The organism is Pseudomonas sp. TS_SC_3 (genome assembly GCF_056156225.1).
This window is the reverse complement of the sequence record NZ_CM149586.1, coordinates 666,789-683,942: the sequence shown is the minus strand read 5'-3', so window position 1 is coordinate 683,942 and position 17,154 is coordinate 666,789. Positions and strand designations below refer to the sequence as shown.

Genomic DNA, 17,154 nt, shown 5'->3' with positions numbered 1-17,154 from the left:
TCAGGACCGCACCATGCTTAATAACGACGTACTGCGCAGCCTGCGCTACACCCTCAACATCAGCGACGCGCAGTTGGCCGAGATCATCCAGCTGAGCGGTAAAAAAATCACCGTCGACGAACTGATCCCGTTGTTGAAGAAGGAAGACGAAGAAGGTTTCGTACCTTGCGATGACGAGCTGATGGCGCATTTTCTTGACGGCTTGGTGTACTTCAAGCGCGGTAAAGACGACAGCCGCCCTGCCCTGCCGATAGAAGTGCCCGTCACCAATAACATGGTACTGAAGAAACTGCGTGTGGCCTTCGAGCTGAAAGAGGACGACATGCACGCGATCATGAACAGCGTCGACTGCCCGGTTTCCAAACCGGAGATGAGCGCCTTGTTCCGCAAGTTCGGCCACAGCAACTACCGCACCTGTGGTGATCAATTCCTGCGTAACTTCCTCAAGGGCCTGACCCTGCGAGTACGCGGCGAATAAGCCTCGCCTGCACCATGCGCCCTGCATGGCCGTGTATTTCCAAGGGCAATAGTGCCTGCCGCCTGGCAGGCACACGATTAGGCTAATGGCATCCATCCCCCTGAGGATTTGCCATGCACCCCTACTTTTCCCTGCAAGGTCGCACCGCCCTGGTGACCGGCGGCACCCGTGGTATTGGCAAGATGATTGCCAAAGCCTTTGTTGAAGCGGGCGCCACGGTATATGTCTGCGCCCGTGATGGCGAGGCCTGCGCACAAACCGCTGCCGAGCTCTCAGCCTTTGGCACCTGCCACGGTATCGCGGCTAACCTGGCTAGCGAGGAAGGCGTGCACGTCTTGGCTGAGCAACTGGCTAGCACAATCGACCACCTGGATATTCTGGTCAATAACGCCGGCACCACCTGGGGCGCGCCGCTGGAAAGCTACCCAGCCAAGGGCTGGGAAAAAGTCATGCAGCTCAACGTGACCTCGGTATTCAACTGCATCCAGCAGCTGCTGCCGCTGCTGCGCAAAGCCGGCAGCGCGGCGAACCCGGCGCGGGTGATCAACATCGGCTCGGTGGCCGGCATCACCTCCCACGGTGAAAACGCCTACGCCTATGGCCCGAGCAAGGCGGCGCTGCATCAGCTGTCGCGCATGCTCGCCCGTGAACTGGTTGGCCAACATATCAACGTCAACGTAATCGCGCCGGGGCGCTTCCCGAGCAAGATGACCCAGCATATCGCCACCGACGAAGCTGCCATGGCCGAAGACACCGCGCTGATCCCCATGCAGCGTTGGGGCCGTGAAGCGGAAATGGCCGCCCTGGCGATCAGCCTGGCCAGCACCGCCGGGGCTTACATGACCGGCGCGATCATCCCTATCGACGGCGGTTTTCACCTCTAGTCAGGTACTATGGCGGCGTTTTCACTCGATCACGCCGCCATGCCCTACTCCGTATCCCCCATCGGCTTTGTCCGCTCCTGTTTCAAGGAGAAATTCGCCATCCCCCGTCAGCCGCAATTGGCACCGGCCGCCCGTGGTGTATTGGAGCTGCTCGCGCCGTTCGATAACGGCGATGCGGTGCAGGGGTTGGAGCGGGTCAGCCATGTCTGGCTGCTGTTTCTGTTTCACCAAACGCTGGAAGACAAGCCGCGCTTGAAAGTGCGTCCGCCGCGCCTGGGCGGCAATCAATCGGTCGGCGTATTCAGCACCCGCGCCACGCACCGGCCCAATGGCATCGGCCAGTCGGTGGTCAAGCTGGATAAAGTCGAGCCAGGCAAACTCTGGCTCTCCGGCATTGACTTGCTCGACGGCACCCCGGTGCTGGATATCAAACCTTACGTGCCCTACGCCGATAGCGTGCCGGGTGCCTACAACCTTATTGCTGACAGCGCGCCGGCGCAGATCAAGGTCACGTGGCAAGCGCACGCGCGCGTTCAGGCCACTCACCACGCACAGCGCTTGAACGAGCCATTGCTTGAGCTGATCGAGCAGTGCCTGGCTCAGGACCCGCGCCCGGCCTACCAGCAGCCCAGCCCTGAGCGCCGCTACGGGGTGCGCTTCTGGGATGTCGATGTGCACTGGCACTACCCGCAGCCCGGCACCATCTGCGTGCTGGATGTGTTGCTGACCGGCTGACACCGCCAGCCTGGGCAGGGAATCTGCACGCGTACTGAACCCGCCAGACACAGCGCCTTATTTTGTCTTATATTTATAAGATAAATGTATACAAAACAAGGATCACCCCATGCTCGCACGCCCCGGTCGCCTCAACGGCTTACGTCACCTCGCTCTACTGGTTAGCAATCTGGAAGCCTGTGAACGCTTTTACGTGGATATTCTTGGCATGCAGGTGCTGCACCGCGCCAACGAAGACCTGGTCTACCTGACGTGTGGCAATGACAATTTGTCCTTGGGCCGCGCGGTTGTGCCCAGCAGTGGTGAGCAGGCCGTGGATCACTATGGTTTTATCGTCGACAGCATTGAAGAGCTGCACGCCTGGCACCAATACCTCAGCGCGCAGGGCGTGACCCTGCTCGACCAACCTTTCGCCCATGGCGATGGGGCGTACAGCTTTCACCTGCTCGACCCTGCCGGCAACAAGGTCCAGCCGATCTACCACCCTGCCGTTTCCGGGCAACGTTTTAATCCTGTTGCTGAGCTAAACAACGCCTAAATGGCTGGAGCACCGCAGCGTTCACCCATACGCGGCGGTGCTGTTACAGGTAAACAAGCGTTCACTGTTTAGCGCCTTGCGGGTATCGTGGTGGGGCAGCGCGTGCTGCCAAATAGCCAGCATTCAACTTGCGCCACCTGGCCACCCTGCACAAACGCACAGTGAACCAATGAAACTCAGCCGCTACGTACCCAGCGAAAACCTCGTAGACCTGCTCCTCGACGCCATCTGTGTTGTCGACAAAAGCGGGCACTTCGTTTTTGTCAGCGCGGCCTGCCAACGTATTTTTGGCTACAGCGCGGATGAGATGATCGGCAAGCGCATGATCGAAATGGTGCACCCCGCAGACCGAGCAAAAACCCTACAGGCCGCCGCAGAAATCATGGCGGGGGTAAACAAACCGCACTTCGAGAACCGCTACCTGCATAAAGATGGGCGAACAGTGCACATCCTCTGGTCAGCACGCTGGTCAGATAATGATCAGGTCCGCATTGCGGTCGCCCATGACATCACTGCCCGTAAGCGCAGCGAGGCCATCCAGGCAGCGCTGTATGGCATCGCGGAGGTCGCACACTCAACAAAAAACTTGCTGGCACTGTTTCAGCAAGTGCACTTGATCATTGATGAGCTGTTACCGGCGATTAACTTCTTCGTCACACTCTACGATGAACAGCGGGATGCTCTGACATTCCCCTACCCTGCTCAGCCTGATGCGCAGCAAACCGATTGCGCCCACCCACATGTCGCCACGCTCAGCACTGAAGTGATACACAGCGGCCAAACCCTGTCACGCACATCCGCCACCCAAGAGCCCGCAGGCCACTCACTGACGCATTGCTGGCTAGGCGTGCCGCTGCAATCGCATAAAGGCGTAATGGGCGCCCTGATCGTGCGCAATACCGCACTCGGCATGGGCTACAACGAAGACGAGCACGAGCTGCTGCAGTTCGTTTCCACCCAGGTGGCAACCGCCATCGAGCGCCAGCAGATGCTCAGCCGCCTCCAGTTTATGGCCCAGTACGACTCGCTCACTCAGTTGCCCAATCGCGAGCTACTGCGCGACCGCTTACAGACCGCTCTGGCTCGCGCCCGCCGTGAACAGTCGCTGGTGGCCTTGCTGTTTCTTGACCTGGACAAGTTCAAGCAGGTCAACGACACCCTTGGCCACAGCGCGGGCGACCTGCTGCTCCAAGGCGTCGCCCAGCGCATTCGCCAATGCCTGCGTGAAGTCGACACCGTGGCCCGCTTTGCCGGCGATGAATTCGTCGTGCTGCTGGAGGACTTTCAGTCGGCCGAGCACGCCAAAGGCGTCGCCGAGAAGATCCGCCAGAGCCTTAACCAACCCTTCGAACTGCGTGAACAGCGCCAAATCATTCAGCCGAGTATCGGCATTGCCCTCTACCCTCTGCACGCCCGAGATGAGCAGCAATTGCTCCAGCATGCTGACAACGCCATGTACCTGGCCAAGCAGAGCGGTGGCAACCGCTCGCATAGCGCCCTTGAACTTGAATAAACGCGCATAAAAAACCCGCCAATGGGCGGGTTTTCGATCATCACGGCGCTGCTTACTTCTCGACGAAGGCGCGCTCAATCAGGTAATCACCCGGTTCGCGCATCCGCGGCGAGACCTGCAAGCCAAACTCGTTGAGCACTTCACTGGTTTCGTCGAGCATGCTCGGGCTGCCGCAGATCATTGCGCGGTCGTCTTGCGGGTTAATCGGTGGCAGGCCGATGTCTTGAAACAGCTTGCCGCTGCGCATCAAATCAGTCAGGCGGCCCTGATTCTCGAAGGGCTCGCGGGTTACTGTGGGGTAGTAGATCAACTTGTTTTTCAGCGCATCACCAAAAAACTCATTCTGCGGCAGGTGCTCGGTGATGAACTCGCGGTAAGCCACTTCGTTCACATAGCGCACGCCGTGAACCAGAATCACCTTCTCAAAACGCTCGTAGGTCTCCGGGTCCTGAATCACGCTCATAAACGGTGCCAGGCCCGTACCCGTGCTGAGCAAATACAGGTGCTTACCGGGCTTGAGGTCATCCAGCACCAGGGTGCCGGTGGGCTTCTTGCTGATAATGATCTCGTCGCCTTCCTTGAGGTGCTGCAGCTGCGAGGTCAACGGGCCGTCCGGCACCTTGATGCTGAAAAACTCCAGATGCTCTTCCCAGTTCGGGCTGGCGATCGAGTAGGCGCGCATCAACGGACGCCCGCTGTCCTGCTGCAGGCCGATCATCACGAACTGGCCATTTTCGAAACGCAAACCCGGGTCACGGGTGCACTTGAAGCTGAACAACGTGTCGTTCCAATGGTGCACGCTCAGAATGCGCTCGGCGTTAAGGTTGCTCATGCTCGGGGCTCCGCAGAAGTAATGTCGTCAGCGCGGTTGGGCGCAATTGCACGGCATTGTAATGAGCGGCGCAATATCTGTTAACTTGATTATCAAGATATAGGTTATCGGTTATATAGATATGCGATTTACCCTCAGACAACTGCAAGTCTTCGTCGCCGTGGCCCAACAAGAAAGCGTGTCCCGCGCGGCTCACTCCTTGGCCCTGTCACAATCAGCGACCAGCACCTCCATCAGCGAACTGGAGCGCCAATCCGACTGCCAGCTGTTTGACCGTGCCGGCAAACGCCTGAGCCTGAACGCCCTCGGCTTGCAACTGCTGCCGCAAGCGGTTGCCTTGCTCGACCAGGCCAAAGAAATTGAACGCCTGCTGGGCGGCAAGAGCGGCTTCGGCTCGCTGAATGTCGGCGCCACCCTGACCGTCGGCAATTACCTGGCCACCTTGCTGATCGGTAATTTCATGCAGCGCCACCCTGAATGCAGGGTCAAACTGCAGGTGCACAACACCGCTTACGTGGTGCAGCAGATCGCTCACTACGAGTTAGACATGGGCATGATTGAAGGCGATTGCCAGCACCCGGATATCGAGGTGCAACCCTGGGTTGAAGACGAACTGGTGGTGTTCTGCGCGCCGCAGCATGCCCTGGCCCAACGCCGTGAGGCGAGCCTGCAAGAGCTGACGCACGAAGCGTGGATTTTACGTGAGCAAGGCTCCGGCACGCGTCTGACCTTCGACCAAGCCATGCGCCACCAGCGCGCCAGCCTGAATATCCGCCTGGAGCTGGAACACACCGAGGCAATCAAACGAGCGGTGGAGTCGGGCCTGGGAATTGGCTGCATTTCCCGTCTGGCGCTGCGCGATGCGTTTCGCCGTGGCAGCCTGGTGGCGGTGGAAACGCCAGAGCTGGATCTGCGCCGGCAGTTCTACTTTATCTGGCACAAGCAGAAGTACCAGACCGCCGCCATGCGTGAATTTATCGAGCTGTGCCGTGCATTGACCGCCGGTGTGACGCGCAGCGATCAGATCATTCTGCCGTCTATTGCCTGAAAACGGCGGATTAACCGAGCAGAATAATTGCCCACACCAGGCCAATCAGACTGAGGGCGATAAATTGCGCGGCGCTGCCCATGTCTTTGGCGTTTTTCGACAGGGGGTGCAACTCCAGGGAGATACGGTCAATGGCCGCTTCCACGGCTGAGTTGAGCAACTCAACAATGAGCGCCAGCAGACACACCGCGACCATCATTGCGCGTTCAACGCGGCTGACATCCAGGTAGAACGCCAAGGGCACGAGCAACAGGTTGATCATCACCAGCTGGCGAAAGGCGGCTTCGCCGGTAAACGCTGCGCGTAGACCGGCCAGCGAATAACCCGTGGCATTAAAGATACGTTTAAGGCCGGTTTGACCTTTGAATGGCGACATCATCACGACCATATACAAGAAAGCCCGGCAGGCTACGCCAAGCCTTAGAGAAAAGCACTTCAGTTAGAAGGAATGGATTCCAACTGCTGCAACAGCAAGGCCGCCTGCGTACGCGTGCGCACCCCCAGTTTGCGGAAAATCGCCGTGACATGGGCTTTTACCGTGGCTTCGGAGACGGTCAGCTCGTAGGCAATCTGCTTATTCAGCAAGCCGTCGCAGACCATGGTCAACACCCGGAACTGCTGTGGCGTCAGGCTAGCCAAACCGGCACTGGCGGCTTTGGCCTCGGCCGACAAGGCAATTGCTTCCTGGCTCTGTTGTGGCCACCAGACTTCACCGTCGAGCACCAAACGCACCGCCTGCTGAATGGTTTCCAACGGGCTGGATTTGGGGATAAAGCCACTGGCGCCAAACTCACGCGAGCGCGCGACGATGGCGGGGTCTTCCTGGGCAGAAATCATCACCACCGGAATATGCGGGTATTGCCCACGCAGCAGCACCAGGCCGGAAAAACCATAAGCCCCGGGCATGTTGAGGTCGAGCAGCACCAAATCCCAGTCCGTTTTCTCAGCCAGGTAGCCTTCCAGCTCGGCAATGCTGGCCGCCTCAACCAGCCGCGCGTCCGGCCCCAAGCCCATGGTCAAGGCCTGCTGCAAGGCACTGCGAAACAAAGGGTGATCATCAGCAATGAGGATTTCAAATGCGGCCATGGTGAATCCTATTTTTGTTATGTGAAAACCCGCCAGCGGGCAGTGGCCAGGCAAGGTAGGCAGTGCATGTGGGGCGCAAGATCGCCGCGCAACTGAACCTAACCACGCAGAAAGGCGCACAAGCATGCCGAGCGTTGACGGGGTGGTCAAGCATGACGCTTTACGGCACAGTTCGCAGCTTTGCCGACGAGAGCCTGAAATGCGAAGCCACGCCCTACGCGCCGACCTGTTGATGCTGCTGACCGCCATGATCTGGGGCTCTTCGTTTGTCGCCCAACGCTTGGGGATGGACTCCATCGGGCCACTTCTTTATAGCGGCTTGCGCTTCGGCCTTGCCGCGCTGATTTTACTGCCCGTGCTGCGCCTGCTTGAGGGCCGCACCAGCAGTGCGGCAGTGGTGCCGTTGAACCGCCAGTTGCTGCGCGGTGGTGTGTTGATGGGCCTGGCGCTGGCCTTGGGTATTAACCTGCAACAGATCGGTCTGCTGTTCACCAGCGTGACCAACTCCGGTTTTATCACCGGCTTGTACGTGATTATCGTGCCGCTGCTGGGCCTGTTTATAGGCCACAAAACAGGCCTGGGCATCTGGCTGGGCGCTAGCCTGGCGGTGGTCGGCATGTTCTTGCTCAGTGTGGGCGAAGGTTTTCACGTGGCCTCCGGCGACTGGCTGCAACTGGCCGGCGCCTTTGTCTGGGGCGTGCATGTGCTGCTAGTCGGGTTCTTTGCCGGCCGGCATGACCCGCTGCGCCTGGCCCTGGTGCAGTTCATCACCTGCGCAGTGATCAGCCTAGTGCTGGCAGTGATCTTTGAGGAAATCCAACTGCAAGCGATCATCGCGGCCGCACCGGCGATTCTTTACGGCGGCGTCGTGGGCGTGGCCATCGGTTTTACCCTGCAAGTGGTGGCGCAAAAAGACGCCATCGCCTCCCACGCCGCGATCATCCTCTCACTGGAGGCGGTATTCGCCGCCATTGCGGGCGCCTGGCTGTTGGGTGAGTCGCTAGAGTTACGCGGCTATTTCGGCTGTGCGCTGATGTTTGCCGGCATGCTGCTGGCGCAGCTGTGGCCGAAAAAACTGGTCGCCCCTCAGGCCGTTTAAACCTGCGAGCGGGCTCTTAACCCAGGCTCGCACCCCTGCATGTGCTCAGCGTAGGGCTAGAGAAACTCGCGCAAACGCGCATGCAGCGGATCATCCAGCGGTACCGTGCGCGGCGCCTTGGCGGCCAGGTAGTGCTGACTGAAAACATCCAGGTAGGCATTCAAGCCATCGGCTGCACGCTGATCGCCGGCCAGTTCCAAGCACAGGGCGGCGACTTCAGCGGTGCAGAAATGGTCGTCGCGCTTGGAGCGGCGCAGTTTGTAGCGTGACAACTGCTCGGCCTGCAGGCTGAGTACCGGCAAGCTGTCGAGATAAGGGCTCTTGCGAAACATCTTGCGTGCCTCGCTCCAGGTGGCATCCAGCAGCACAAATAACGGCCGTTTGCCTGGTGCCGGCTGCACCTCACTGACCACCCGTTCGGCAGCCGCATACTCACCCGGAAACACCAGATACGGTTGCCACTGCGGATTGCGGAGCAACGCCGGTAGCCCGGCATCCACTTCCACCCGCGACCAGCCAAACGCTGAGGTATCGGCCAGCACATCAGCAATCAACCAACCGGTATTACTCGGCTTGAGCGCCTCGACATCATGCATCAGCAGACACACCGCTGAGGTTGCGGCAATACGTGGGCGCCAGGCGCACAGACAGTGGCTCATCACCAAGCGGCAATCATCGCAGCGCACCGAGCGGCTGCCGCGGGCAAGAAAAGGTTTGGCGCTGCGGGCAATCCGCGCTGCCCGCAAACGTGCGACAGCGTGGCTCATCAAGTATTCACCTGACAAAAGAGAAAGAACGGCATAGGTGATCCTGAGTCGACAAGCGAGGCAGTTTAACAAAGCCGGCCACGGCTTATTCGACCATGCGTCTTAGGCAGCTATGCGTGGCCACTGCGCAAGTGGAGGCGGACAGGTAATATAGAGCGCACTGAACCTCTACCCGGCACTGCCGGTCAGAGGAGCGAATCGACTTTGGAGAACTCCATGCTGCGTTTGACCAGCCTGACCCTGGCCTTGAGCCTGCCCTTATTTGCCCATGCCGCGACCCTGAAAGACTTCGAACTGAGCAAAACCCTGGAAAAAGTCGCACGTGAAAGCAGCGTGGGCACGCCACGGGCAATCAATGAAGACATTCTGGATCAAGGCTATACCGTCGAAGGCAACGAGCTGATCAACCACCTCAGCGTGCGCAGCGAGCATGCGGCAAAAATGCGCGGCAACCCGGACGTGGTTCGCGCGCAGCTGGCCAATAGCGTGTGCCGCAATGGCGGTTATCGCCAGCTACTGATGCGCAATGCCGTGTTGCGCTATCAGTTCAGCGAATACAAAAGTAATCGCCCAGTGGCTACCGAGCGTTTCAGCAAAGCCGATTGCGGCCTGTAACGCCTAATCGCTGCTGTGTTGGCGCTGCTAATCAGCGCCAACACAGCAGAACAGCCCGCCGTTAACGCAGGCTGCGCGGGTCTCCCCGGCCTTGCACAGCGGCGTGCTCTTCAGCACTGAGCAGCTCGTCCAGCGGCTTATCCAGCAACAGGGCAACGGCCTCCAGCACGTGCGCCCAGGTCGCCTGATTAGCGAACAACATACCGGCCTCATCCAAGGTGCCACCGCGGTTGCGGTAACCTAGCACGCGTGATTGCTGAGCATCCCCCAGCAGCGGCCACAAATGACCGCGCGCCACTTCCGCCCGCATGTGCGTCAACAGCACACGGCGCGTGTATGCCGCAGGGAATAGCCGCTCAACCTGCTCGGTGCTGGCAATACCGGCCTCTTCCCACGGGTCGCGCGGTGCGCGAAAGCGTCCCGGCTCCTGCAGATAGACCAAACGCCAGGCGCATCCTGCCTCGCTCAAGCGACGGGCCGCACGTTGCATGTGCGCCAACTGATAGCTGCCGGTGGCAATCAGCAGCACAGGCTGCGCACCGGGCTGTTCGGCCAGCACAAGGGCACCCTCCTGCGCCAGCTGCTCGGCCTGTTCGCGCTTAAATACGCAGGGCTGCTCGCGCTTGGCAATCACCATGCAAGCGAGCTGGCCGCGCGCCTGGTAGATGCCCGGCAGCAGCGCCAATACCGAGTTGTGATCGGCAGGAAACAGCACCCGCACCATGTCGCTCATTTCACCGAGCAACGCTTCACAAAAAGTGGTGTCTTGGTGCGACTGCTGATTCTTGCCGTTTTCCCAGGTGTGTGATGTCGCCACCAGCGGCCAGCCAAGCCAGCCTGCAGGCCGCCCCGCCTCCTTCTGCTGGCGGGCAAAGATGATGCGTTGGCGCACCGCGCCGAGCATCTTCACGCAGAAGGCTTCATAGCTCGCCACCAGATTCAGACCGCCCTGATTGGCCAGGCAGGCGGACACCACCGCCTCTTCGTTGAGCGCGGTGATGATGGCACCATCAATCGCTTCCAACTCGCTCTCCGGCGCAGTCACCCGGTGTTTGAGCGCCTTGAGCACACCGCCCAAGCGATTGCTGGCCAGCTCATCGGGGTTACCGACGCGCGGACGCAGCTGCGGATTGGCTTGCACTAGGTCAACAAAGAAACGGTCCAACGCCAGCATCGGCGAGCAAGCGCTGTCTTGATACTGCAGCTCAGGCAGTTTTGGCAGCGCGGGATGGCGCAGCGCTAACGGGTTATCGCGCTCCAGTGCACGCGCGCCCCGGTCCGCAAACAGCGCGCAGGCGGTGCTCAGCTCATCCGGGGCGACCCAGAGCTGCGCCGCATGTTGGTTGAACAGCTCGCGGGCGGCCTCATCGGTATGCGGGTTGGCCGGCAATGGCAGGTTATGCGCCGCATTACTGCCAGCGCCATAGAAGCCGAAGCCCTTGAGCGTTTCGGCAATACCGTAGGGCATCGGCAGCGGATAGTTCAGCACACCACCCTGCAGTTCCTGCACGCGGCGGCCCATGCGCTGCTCCATGTCCCACAGCGCACAAACAAAAGCCGCCGGGTCGCGGCCGTCGAAACTTACGGGGTCAAAGCCGCAGTGACGTAGGTGCTCGCGGAAGTTATCCAGGCCCGCGGGCGTGGCCAACTCGGTACGCTGTTCGATGCGCCGACCGTTGGCAATCATCAACGGTAACGCCACGCCGCAATCTTCGGCGCGCCACCAGCGCGGCATCCAGTCACTGCCGCGTTGCTCCTCGGCCGCGCCATCGGAGAGAAACGCCACCAGCTTCTCGCCGGGTAACGGCAGGTGGGCATATTGCAGCTCGGCAAAGCCCAGATAACCGCCTTCGGCAATCCCGCCAGCCGTATGCGGATTGACATGACTGCCCAGCGGCGCGCTGACCTGGCCGGCAGCGTTCTGCACATAGCTGTAGAAGTCCGCTACCAGCTGGCTCATTCCCGCCTCGTCACAGGGGTAGCACTCAGCCTGTTCGGGGTGCTGATTGGCTGTCAGCAGGTTGAGCGCTTCGATGGCGGCCACGCAGTGGCCCTGACCCATCAACCAGCCACGGGTTTCCCCAGTCAGGTTATTCAGCGCCAGGTAGCCGGCATAGGCCGGCACCATGTTCAGCGCGCCGCCGGTGTGCCCTTCCGGCGACGCTTTGAAATCCTCTGCCGCGAGCGCCACCCCATCAAGGCGCACACGTTGGGCATAGGTCATGTGCACCACCAACCACAGCCCTGCGGCCGTCAGCCGATCCAGCGAGTGAAAGTGCCGGTAGACACTCGGCAGATCCGCCTGTACGCCGGCCTGCACCAACTGATGGGCCATACGGTAGACCGCAGCGCAAGTCTGCGGGCTATGCTGCAAAGGGCCATAACCGCGCTGCCAGGTGGCAAAAGTCGGTTCAAGGCGCGCGTGCTCGGCCAACTCGCTGGCGCTGGGAAATAGCTGGGTCATATGCCGCTCCGATCGTTTTAATCAGCTTAGAGCGAGGGATACAGGCGGATGCTGACCTGCATCAAAACCCCCGGTTGCCTGATACGACAGCCTTAAGCCCCACCCATTCAACTTGTTCAAGGATTAGCCATGGCCCTGCTCAACTTCCTCGGCGCAATTCAACAAGTCACCGGCTCCTGTTACCTGATCGAAAGTCGCGACGGCGCACGGGTATTGCTCGACTGCGGCATGCGCCAAGGCCGCCGCGAAGAGGAAGACGGCAACCGCGCGCCGTTTGCCTTTGACCCGCACAGCCTGGACGCAGTGGTGATCTCCCACGCGCACATTGACCACACCGGCCTGCTGCCCAAGCTCACGGCAGCCGGCTATCGCGGGCCGATCTTCGCCACCGATGCGACCTGTGAACTGATGGAGCTGATGCTGCTCGACGCCGCTTTTCTCCAGGAAAAAGACGCCGAATGGGAAAATAAATGGCGCGCACGCCGCGGCGAGCCACCCATCAGCCCGCTGTACACCACGGCTGATGCCGAGCAGGCACTGAGCCAACGCCGGCCGCTGCTGTATGGCGAAAGCCACGAAGTGGCCAAGGGCGTACAGGTCACCTTTCACGATGCCGGTCATATCCTGGGCTCGGCGATTGTCGAACTCGAAGTGCAGGACCATCACCTGACCCGACGCTTGGTGTTCTCTGGCGATCTGGGCAATACCTGCTCGCCGTTGATGCAAGACCCCAGCACGCTGAGCAATGCCGATGTGGTACTGCTGGAGTCAACCTACGGCGACCGTGATCACCGTTGCAGCGAGGACACCCTGGAGGAGCTGGCGGATATTCTGCAGCAGGCCCATCGCGACGGCGGCAACGTACTGATCCCCTCCTTCGCCGTTGGCCGCACCCAGGACCTGATCTACTACCTTGGGCGCTTTTATCACGAAGGGCGGTTGCCGCAGCAGGCGGTGTTTCTCGACAGCCCCATGGCGATTCGCGCTAACGCCATCTACTCGCGCTTCCAGGACCAGTTTTCACCCGAAGACCGCGCGGCCTTCCAGGCGCGCGGCAACAAACGCATCGAAGACTGGCTACCGATCCTGCGCTGCACGCCCAGCCCGGAAGAGTCGATGGCAATCAACCGAATCAAGAGCGGCGCGATCATCATCGCCGGCAGCGGCATGTGTACCGGCGGGCGCATCGTCCATCACTTCAAACACAACCTCTGGCGCGAAGACTGCCACCTGATCTTTCCTGGGTTCCAGGCCAAGGGCACGCTGGGACGCAACATTGTCGACGGCGCCGAAAGCGTCAAAGTGCTCCACCAGCGCATCGCGGTAAAAGCCAAGGTGCACACCCTCGGTGGCTTCTCCGCGCATGCAGGGCAGTCGCAGCTGCTCGACTGGGTCAGCCACTTCGAACACCATCCCGAGCTTTACTTGGTGCATGGCGAGCTGGAGAAGATGCACGCGCTGCAACTGGCCTTACGCGAGCGCCTTAACTGGATCGCCAACATCCCAGAACCCGGTGAGCAAATCGCCCTCTGATGCAGCCCTGGCATGAGTCGTCGGTTACCACGCGAGGGCATGCTTGGCCCAAACCGGCGGCCTGCAGGCATACTCAGGCCAAGGCCGGCGTGGTGATAGGCTGCTCGGCCGGCAACCAGAAGGAGGAGTTGTATGCCCTATGAATCGGACGATTACCTGTCCCGCCATTTTCAGATCAGCAGCGTCGACCTGAACAGTAAAGTGGAAGAACTGAGTAACCTGGCAGCCCCACCCAACAGCCCCAATATCAAGCTCTACCAAGCCATGCTCAACACGGTGGTGCGCATGGCGCAGGCGGATCGCAATCGCTGGGATGCTAAGATCATGCTGCAAACCCTGCGCGAAATGGAGCATGCCTTCAGTGCGCTTGAGCAGTTCAAACGGCGGCGCAAAGTAACCGTGTTCGGCTCAGCACGCACCCCAGCGAACCACCCGATTTACAGCCTGGCCCGTGAACTCGGCGTGACCTTGGCCAAGCACAACTTGATGGTTATAACCGGCGCGGGCGGCGGCATCATGGCGGCGGCCCACGAAGGTGCAGGTCTGGAAAACAGCTTGGGCTTTAACATCACCCTGCCCTTTGAACAGAGCGCTAATGCCACGGTGCAGGGCAGCAATAACTTGCTGTCGTTCCACTTCTTTTTTCTACGCAAGCTGTTCTTCGTCAAAGAAGCCGATGGCCTGGTGCTCTGCCCAGGAGGCTTCGGCACCCTCGATGAAGCGCTGGAAGTGCTGACCCTGATCCAGACCGGCAAAAGCCCACTGGTGCCCGTGGTATTACTCGATCAACCGGGCGGCACCTTTTGGACCAGCGCCCTGACGTTTATCCGTGAACAACTGCAGGAAAACGGATACATCCTGCCCAGCGACATGCACTTGGTGCGGCTGGTGCATAGCGCCGAAGAGGCCGCCGAGGAGATCGCCCAGTTCTACCGCAACTTCCACTCCAGCCGCTGGCTCAAGGAGCGCTTCGTTATCCGCCTCAACCACCCGTTAAACGAAGCGGCCATGCAGCAACTCAACGATGAATTCCGCGACTTATGTACGCACGGCGACTTCCAGCAACAAGCACGTTGTGACTCCGAGCAGGACGAACCGGAGCTGTGCCATATGACGCGCTTGGCTTTCGCCTTTAACGGCCGCAGCCACGGCCGTTTGCGTGAATTGCTGGATCTGGTCAATCAGTCGCACAACTGGGCGGAAAACGGCTGATGTATCGCCCAACCGATAGCCTGCTTGCGGGCTATCGGTAATCGTGGCTCAGCTGGTCAACAAGAAAAGATCAGCCACACGCATTTCAGTATGGGAAGCATCGGCTTCCAGTACTGCTGCAGTATCGGCGTGTGGGAGTAGGTAACGGGGAGAACGGAGGGGACGGATACAACTGGTCGGCGAATAACTAGCTTCGGTTTAATCGTCCAACGCACCGCGCAGCAAGCGCCCGATCAGCTCAGGCGGATAACCCCGATAGCTAAGAAAGCGCCCCTGCTGAGCGCGTTCGCGGGCATCGCGGGGCAGCTCACCGGCAAACTTGCGTTGCCAGGTTTCCTGCAGGTGTTCACGCCAATCGATGCCGCTATCACGCAACGCCTGCTCAACATCGCCACGCGCAAGGCCGCGCTGGGTTAGCTCTTCACGAATGCGCAACGGGCCATAGCCTGCGCGTGCACGGTAGCTGACAAAGGCCTCCAGATAACGTGCTTCAGACAGCAAACCTTCTTCGGCGAGGCGATCAAGTGCGGCTTCGATTAAGTCATCGGTTGCGCCACGGCTACGCAGCTTGCGCGTCAGCTCGACCCGGCCATGTTCGCGCCGGGCCAGCAAATCCATGGCTGCCCGCCGCACCGCGACGGGGTTATCCAGAGCAATGGACATAGGCAGGCCAATCAGACGTCGGCGTCAGCCAGGTCATCAGCCGTGGCACCGGCCTTGGCGACAGGAGCAGCCACCAGCAGCTTTTCACGGATCAGCCCTTCAACGGTGCGTGCAATTTCCGGGTTGTCTTCCAGGTACTTAGCCGAGTTGGCCTTACCTTGACCGATCTTGCTGCCCTGGTAGCTGTACCAGGCGCCGGATTTTTCCAGCAAACCAAGCTGCACGCCCAGATCAATGATCTCGCCGTTACGGTAGATGCCCTTGCCATAGAGAATCTGGAATTCTGCCTGACGGAAAGGCGGCGCCACCTTGTTCTTCACCACTTTGACGCGGGTTTCACTGCCCACTACTTCGTCGCCTTCTTTCACCGCACCTGTACGGCGAATGTCCAAACGTACCGAGGCGTAGAACTTCAGTGCGTTACCACCTGTAGTGGTTTCCGGGGAGCCGAACATCACGCCGATTTTCATACGGATCTGGTTGATGAAGATCACCAAGCAGTTGGCGTTCTTAATGTTGCCAGTGATTTTGCGCAGCGCCTGGCTCATCAAGCGAGCCTGCAGACCCACGTGCATGTCGCCCATTTCGCCTTCAATTTCGGCTTTCGGCACCAGCGCCGCTACGGAATCGATCACGATCACGTCAACGGCATTGGAGCGCACCAACATGTCAGTGATTTCCAGGGCTTGCTCACCGGTATCCGGCTGCGACACCAGCAGGTCATCGACGTTGACACCGAGCTTACCGGCGTATTCAGGGTCAAGCGCATGCTCAGCATCGACGAAAGCGCAGGTGGCCCCCATCTTTTGGGCTTCAGCGATAACCGACAACGTCAGGGTGGTTTTACCGGAGGACTCAGGGCCGTAAATTTCAACAATTCGGCCTTTCGGCAAACCGCCAATGCCCAGCGCGATATCCAACCCGAGCGAGCCGGTAGAAATGGCCGGAATCGCCTGGCGATCTTGGTCGCCCATACGCATCACCGCACCTTTGCCGAATTGCTTTTCAATCTGGCCTAGGGCAGCCGCCAAAGCGCGCTTCTTATTCTCGTCCATTTGAGTCCTCACGTAATCAAGAAGGGCCTGCTAGCGGCCACCAACAACTGTATAAGTAGACAGTATTATTCCACAGGGCAAGTCGCCCGCCTACCCCGCGTTTGGATTTTCTTGCTCCAGCAGCCGCAACAGCCCAGCCAGCGCGGCCTCGACCGTTTGTCGACGAACCTCACTGCGATCACCAGAAAACTGACGACGCACGCTGTGCAACTGCTCACCGTTCCCCCACGCCAACCACACCGTGCCCACCGGCTTCTGCGCGGAACCGCCATCAGGTCCCGCTACACCACTGACTGCCACGGCATAACGCGCTCCGCTAGCGGCCTGCGCACCCCGCACCATGGCCTCAACCACGTCCTGACTCACGGCGCCAACGGTATCAAACAGCCCTGCCGGGACATCGAGTTGCCGACTCTTCTGCTTGTTGGAGTAAGTCACGAAGCCGGCCTCAAACCAGGCTGAGCTGCCAGGGATTCGGGTAATGGCTTCAGCGATACCGCCGCCGGTGCAGGATTCTGCGGTTGTGACCTGAGCCTTGGCGTTTATCAACTGCACACCCAGTTCAGCAGCCAGTAGCGTCAAGGCGTGATCATTGCTAGTCATCTGCACTCCGGGGTTAAAGCCAGCCAGGC

General features: G+C 60.0%; 18 protein-coding genes. 10 read left to right on the top strand and 8 right to left on the bottom strand.

Annotation, left to right across the window (positions count from 1 at the left end):
* The first annotated feature begins 13 nt into the window (after nt 1-13).
* The 5 genes from AC0J6G_RS03270 (at nt 14) to AC0J6G_RS03250 (ending at nt 4,148) form a co-directional block, all read left to right on the top strand.
* Nucleotides 14-478, top strand: a complete 465-nt coding sequence (locus AC0J6G_RS03270) for a YehS family protein (protein WP_475251248.1) — start codon at nt 14-16, stop codon at nt 476-478.
* 113 nt (nt 479-591) lie between these two features.
* Complete coding sequence (locus tag AC0J6G_RS03265; RefSeq protein ID WP_475251246.1) at nt 592-1,362, top strand: SDR family oxidoreductase; 771 nt, start codon at nt 592-594, stop codon at nt 1,360-1,362.
* 39 nt (nt 1,363-1,401) lie between these two features.
* On the top strand, nt 1,402-2,097 hold the full coding sequence (gene tsaA, locus AC0J6G_RS03260) for a tRNA (N6-threonylcarbamoyladenosine(37)-N6)-methyltransferase TrmO (RefSeq protein ID WP_475251244.1): 696 nt from the start codon (nt 1,402-1,404) through the stop codon (nt 2,095-2,097).
* A 109-nt stretch (nt 2,098-2,206) separates the two neighbouring features.
* A complete protein-coding gene (locus AC0J6G_RS03255; protein ID WP_475251242.1) occupies nt 2,207-2,635 on the top strand; it encodes a VOC family protein in 429 nt (142 codons plus the stop codon).
* 169 nt (nt 2,636-2,804) lie between these two features.
* Nucleotides 2,805-4,148, top strand: coding sequence for a sensor domain-containing protein (locus AC0J6G_RS03250; RefSeq protein WP_475251240.1), 1,344 nt, complete (start codon nt 2,805-2,807; stop codon nt 4,146-4,148).
* 52 nt (nt 4,149-4,200) lie between these two features.
* Here the strand turns inward: AC0J6G_RS03250 and fpr are convergent, their stop codons facing one another.
* Entirely contained in the window at nt 4,201-4,980 is a 780-nt protein-coding gene (gene fpr / locus AC0J6G_RS03245) for a ferredoxin-NADP reductase (protein WP_475251238.1), read from the bottom strand.
* Between the two features lie 121 nt (nt 4,981-5,101).
* On the opposite strand from fpr, the gene AC0J6G_RS03240 reads away from it, so the two are divergent.
* Entirely contained in the window at nt 5,102-6,028 is a 927-nt protein-coding gene (locus tag AC0J6G_RS03240) for a LysR family transcriptional regulator (protein ID WP_475251236.1), read from the top strand.
* Between the two features lie 10 nt (nt 6,029-6,038).
* Here the strand turns inward: AC0J6G_RS03240 and AC0J6G_RS03235 are convergent, their stop codons facing one another.
* Nucleotides 6,039-6,410 (bottom strand): diacylglycerol kinase, encoded by a 372-nt coding sequence (locus AC0J6G_RS03235; RefSeq protein WP_475253570.1) that lies wholly within the window; start codon nt 6,408-6,410, stop codon nt 6,039-6,041.
* A gap of 53 nt (nt 6,411-6,463) precedes the next feature.
* Nucleotides 6,464-7,114, bottom strand: a complete 651-nt coding sequence (erdR, locus tag AC0J6G_RS03230; RefSeq protein WP_475251234.1) for a response regulator transcription factor ErdR — start codon at nt 7,112-7,114, stop codon at nt 6,464-6,466.
* Nucleotides 7,115-7,313: 199 nt separating this feature from the next.
* Here erdR and AC0J6G_RS03225 point away from each other — a divergent pair, with 199 nt between their 5' ends.
* Nucleotides 7,314-8,213: a DMT family transporter gene (locus tag AC0J6G_RS03225; protein WP_475251232.1), complete on the top strand. Its 900-nt coding sequence runs from the start codon at nt 7,314-7,316 to the stop codon at nt 8,211-8,213.
* Between the two features lie 56 nt (nt 8,214-8,269).
* Here AC0J6G_RS03225 and AC0J6G_RS03220 read toward each other — a convergent pair whose 3' ends face one another.
* A complete protein-coding gene (locus tag AC0J6G_RS03220; protein WP_475251230.1) occupies nt 8,270-8,980 on the bottom strand; it encodes a tRNA-uridine aminocarboxypropyltransferase in 711 nt (236 codons plus the stop codon).
* 216 nt (nt 8,981-9,196) lie between these two features.
* On the opposite strand from AC0J6G_RS03220, the gene AC0J6G_RS03215 reads away from it, so the two are divergent.
* Nucleotides 9,197-9,595, top strand: coding sequence for a quorum-sensing-regulated virulence factor family protein (locus AC0J6G_RS03215; protein ID WP_475251228.1), 399 nt, complete (start codon nt 9,197-9,199; stop codon nt 9,593-9,595).
* 61 nt (nt 9,596-9,656) lie between these two features.
* On the opposite strand, the gene AC0J6G_RS03210 is transcribed toward AC0J6G_RS03215, so the two are convergent.
* A complete protein-coding gene (locus AC0J6G_RS03210) occupies nt 9,657-12,059 on the bottom strand; it encodes a phosphoketolase family protein (protein ID WP_475251226.1) in 2,403 nt (800 codons plus the stop codon).
* A 129-nt stretch (nt 12,060-12,188) separates the two neighbouring features.
* Between AC0J6G_RS03210 and AC0J6G_RS03205 the strand changes: the two genes are divergently transcribed.
* Nucleotides 12,189-13,592 (top strand): MBL fold metallo-hydrolase RNA specificity domain-containing protein, encoded by a 1,404-nt coding sequence (locus tag AC0J6G_RS03205; protein ID WP_475251224.1) that lies wholly within the window; start codon nt 12,189-12,191, stop codon nt 13,590-13,592.
* Between the two features lie 132 nt (nt 13,593-13,724).
* A complete protein-coding gene (locus AC0J6G_RS03200) occupies nt 13,725-14,804 on the top strand; it encodes an LOG family protein (protein WP_475251222.1) in 1,080 nt (359 codons plus the stop codon).
* A gap of 198 nt (nt 14,805-15,002) precedes the next feature.
* Here AC0J6G_RS03200 and recX read toward each other — a convergent pair whose 3' ends face one another.
* The 3 genes from recX to AC0J6G_RS03185 form a co-directional block, all read right to left on the bottom strand.
* Nucleotides 15,003-15,467: a recombination regulator RecX gene (recX, locus tag AC0J6G_RS03195; RefSeq protein ID WP_475251220.1), complete on the bottom strand. Its 465-nt coding sequence runs from the start codon at nt 15,465-15,467 to the stop codon at nt 15,003-15,005.
* 11 nt (nt 15,468-15,478) lie between these two features.
* Entirely contained in the window at nt 15,479-16,522 is a 1,044-nt protein-coding gene (gene recA / locus AC0J6G_RS03190; protein WP_475251218.1) for a recombinase RecA, read from the bottom strand.
* 90 nt (nt 16,523-16,612) lie between these two features.
* On the bottom strand, nt 16,613-17,125 hold the full coding sequence (locus AC0J6G_RS03185; RefSeq protein ID WP_475251216.1) for a CinA family protein: 513 nt from the start codon (nt 17,123-17,125) through the stop codon (nt 16,613-16,615).
* Nucleotides 17,126-17,154: the final 29 nt, after the last annotated feature.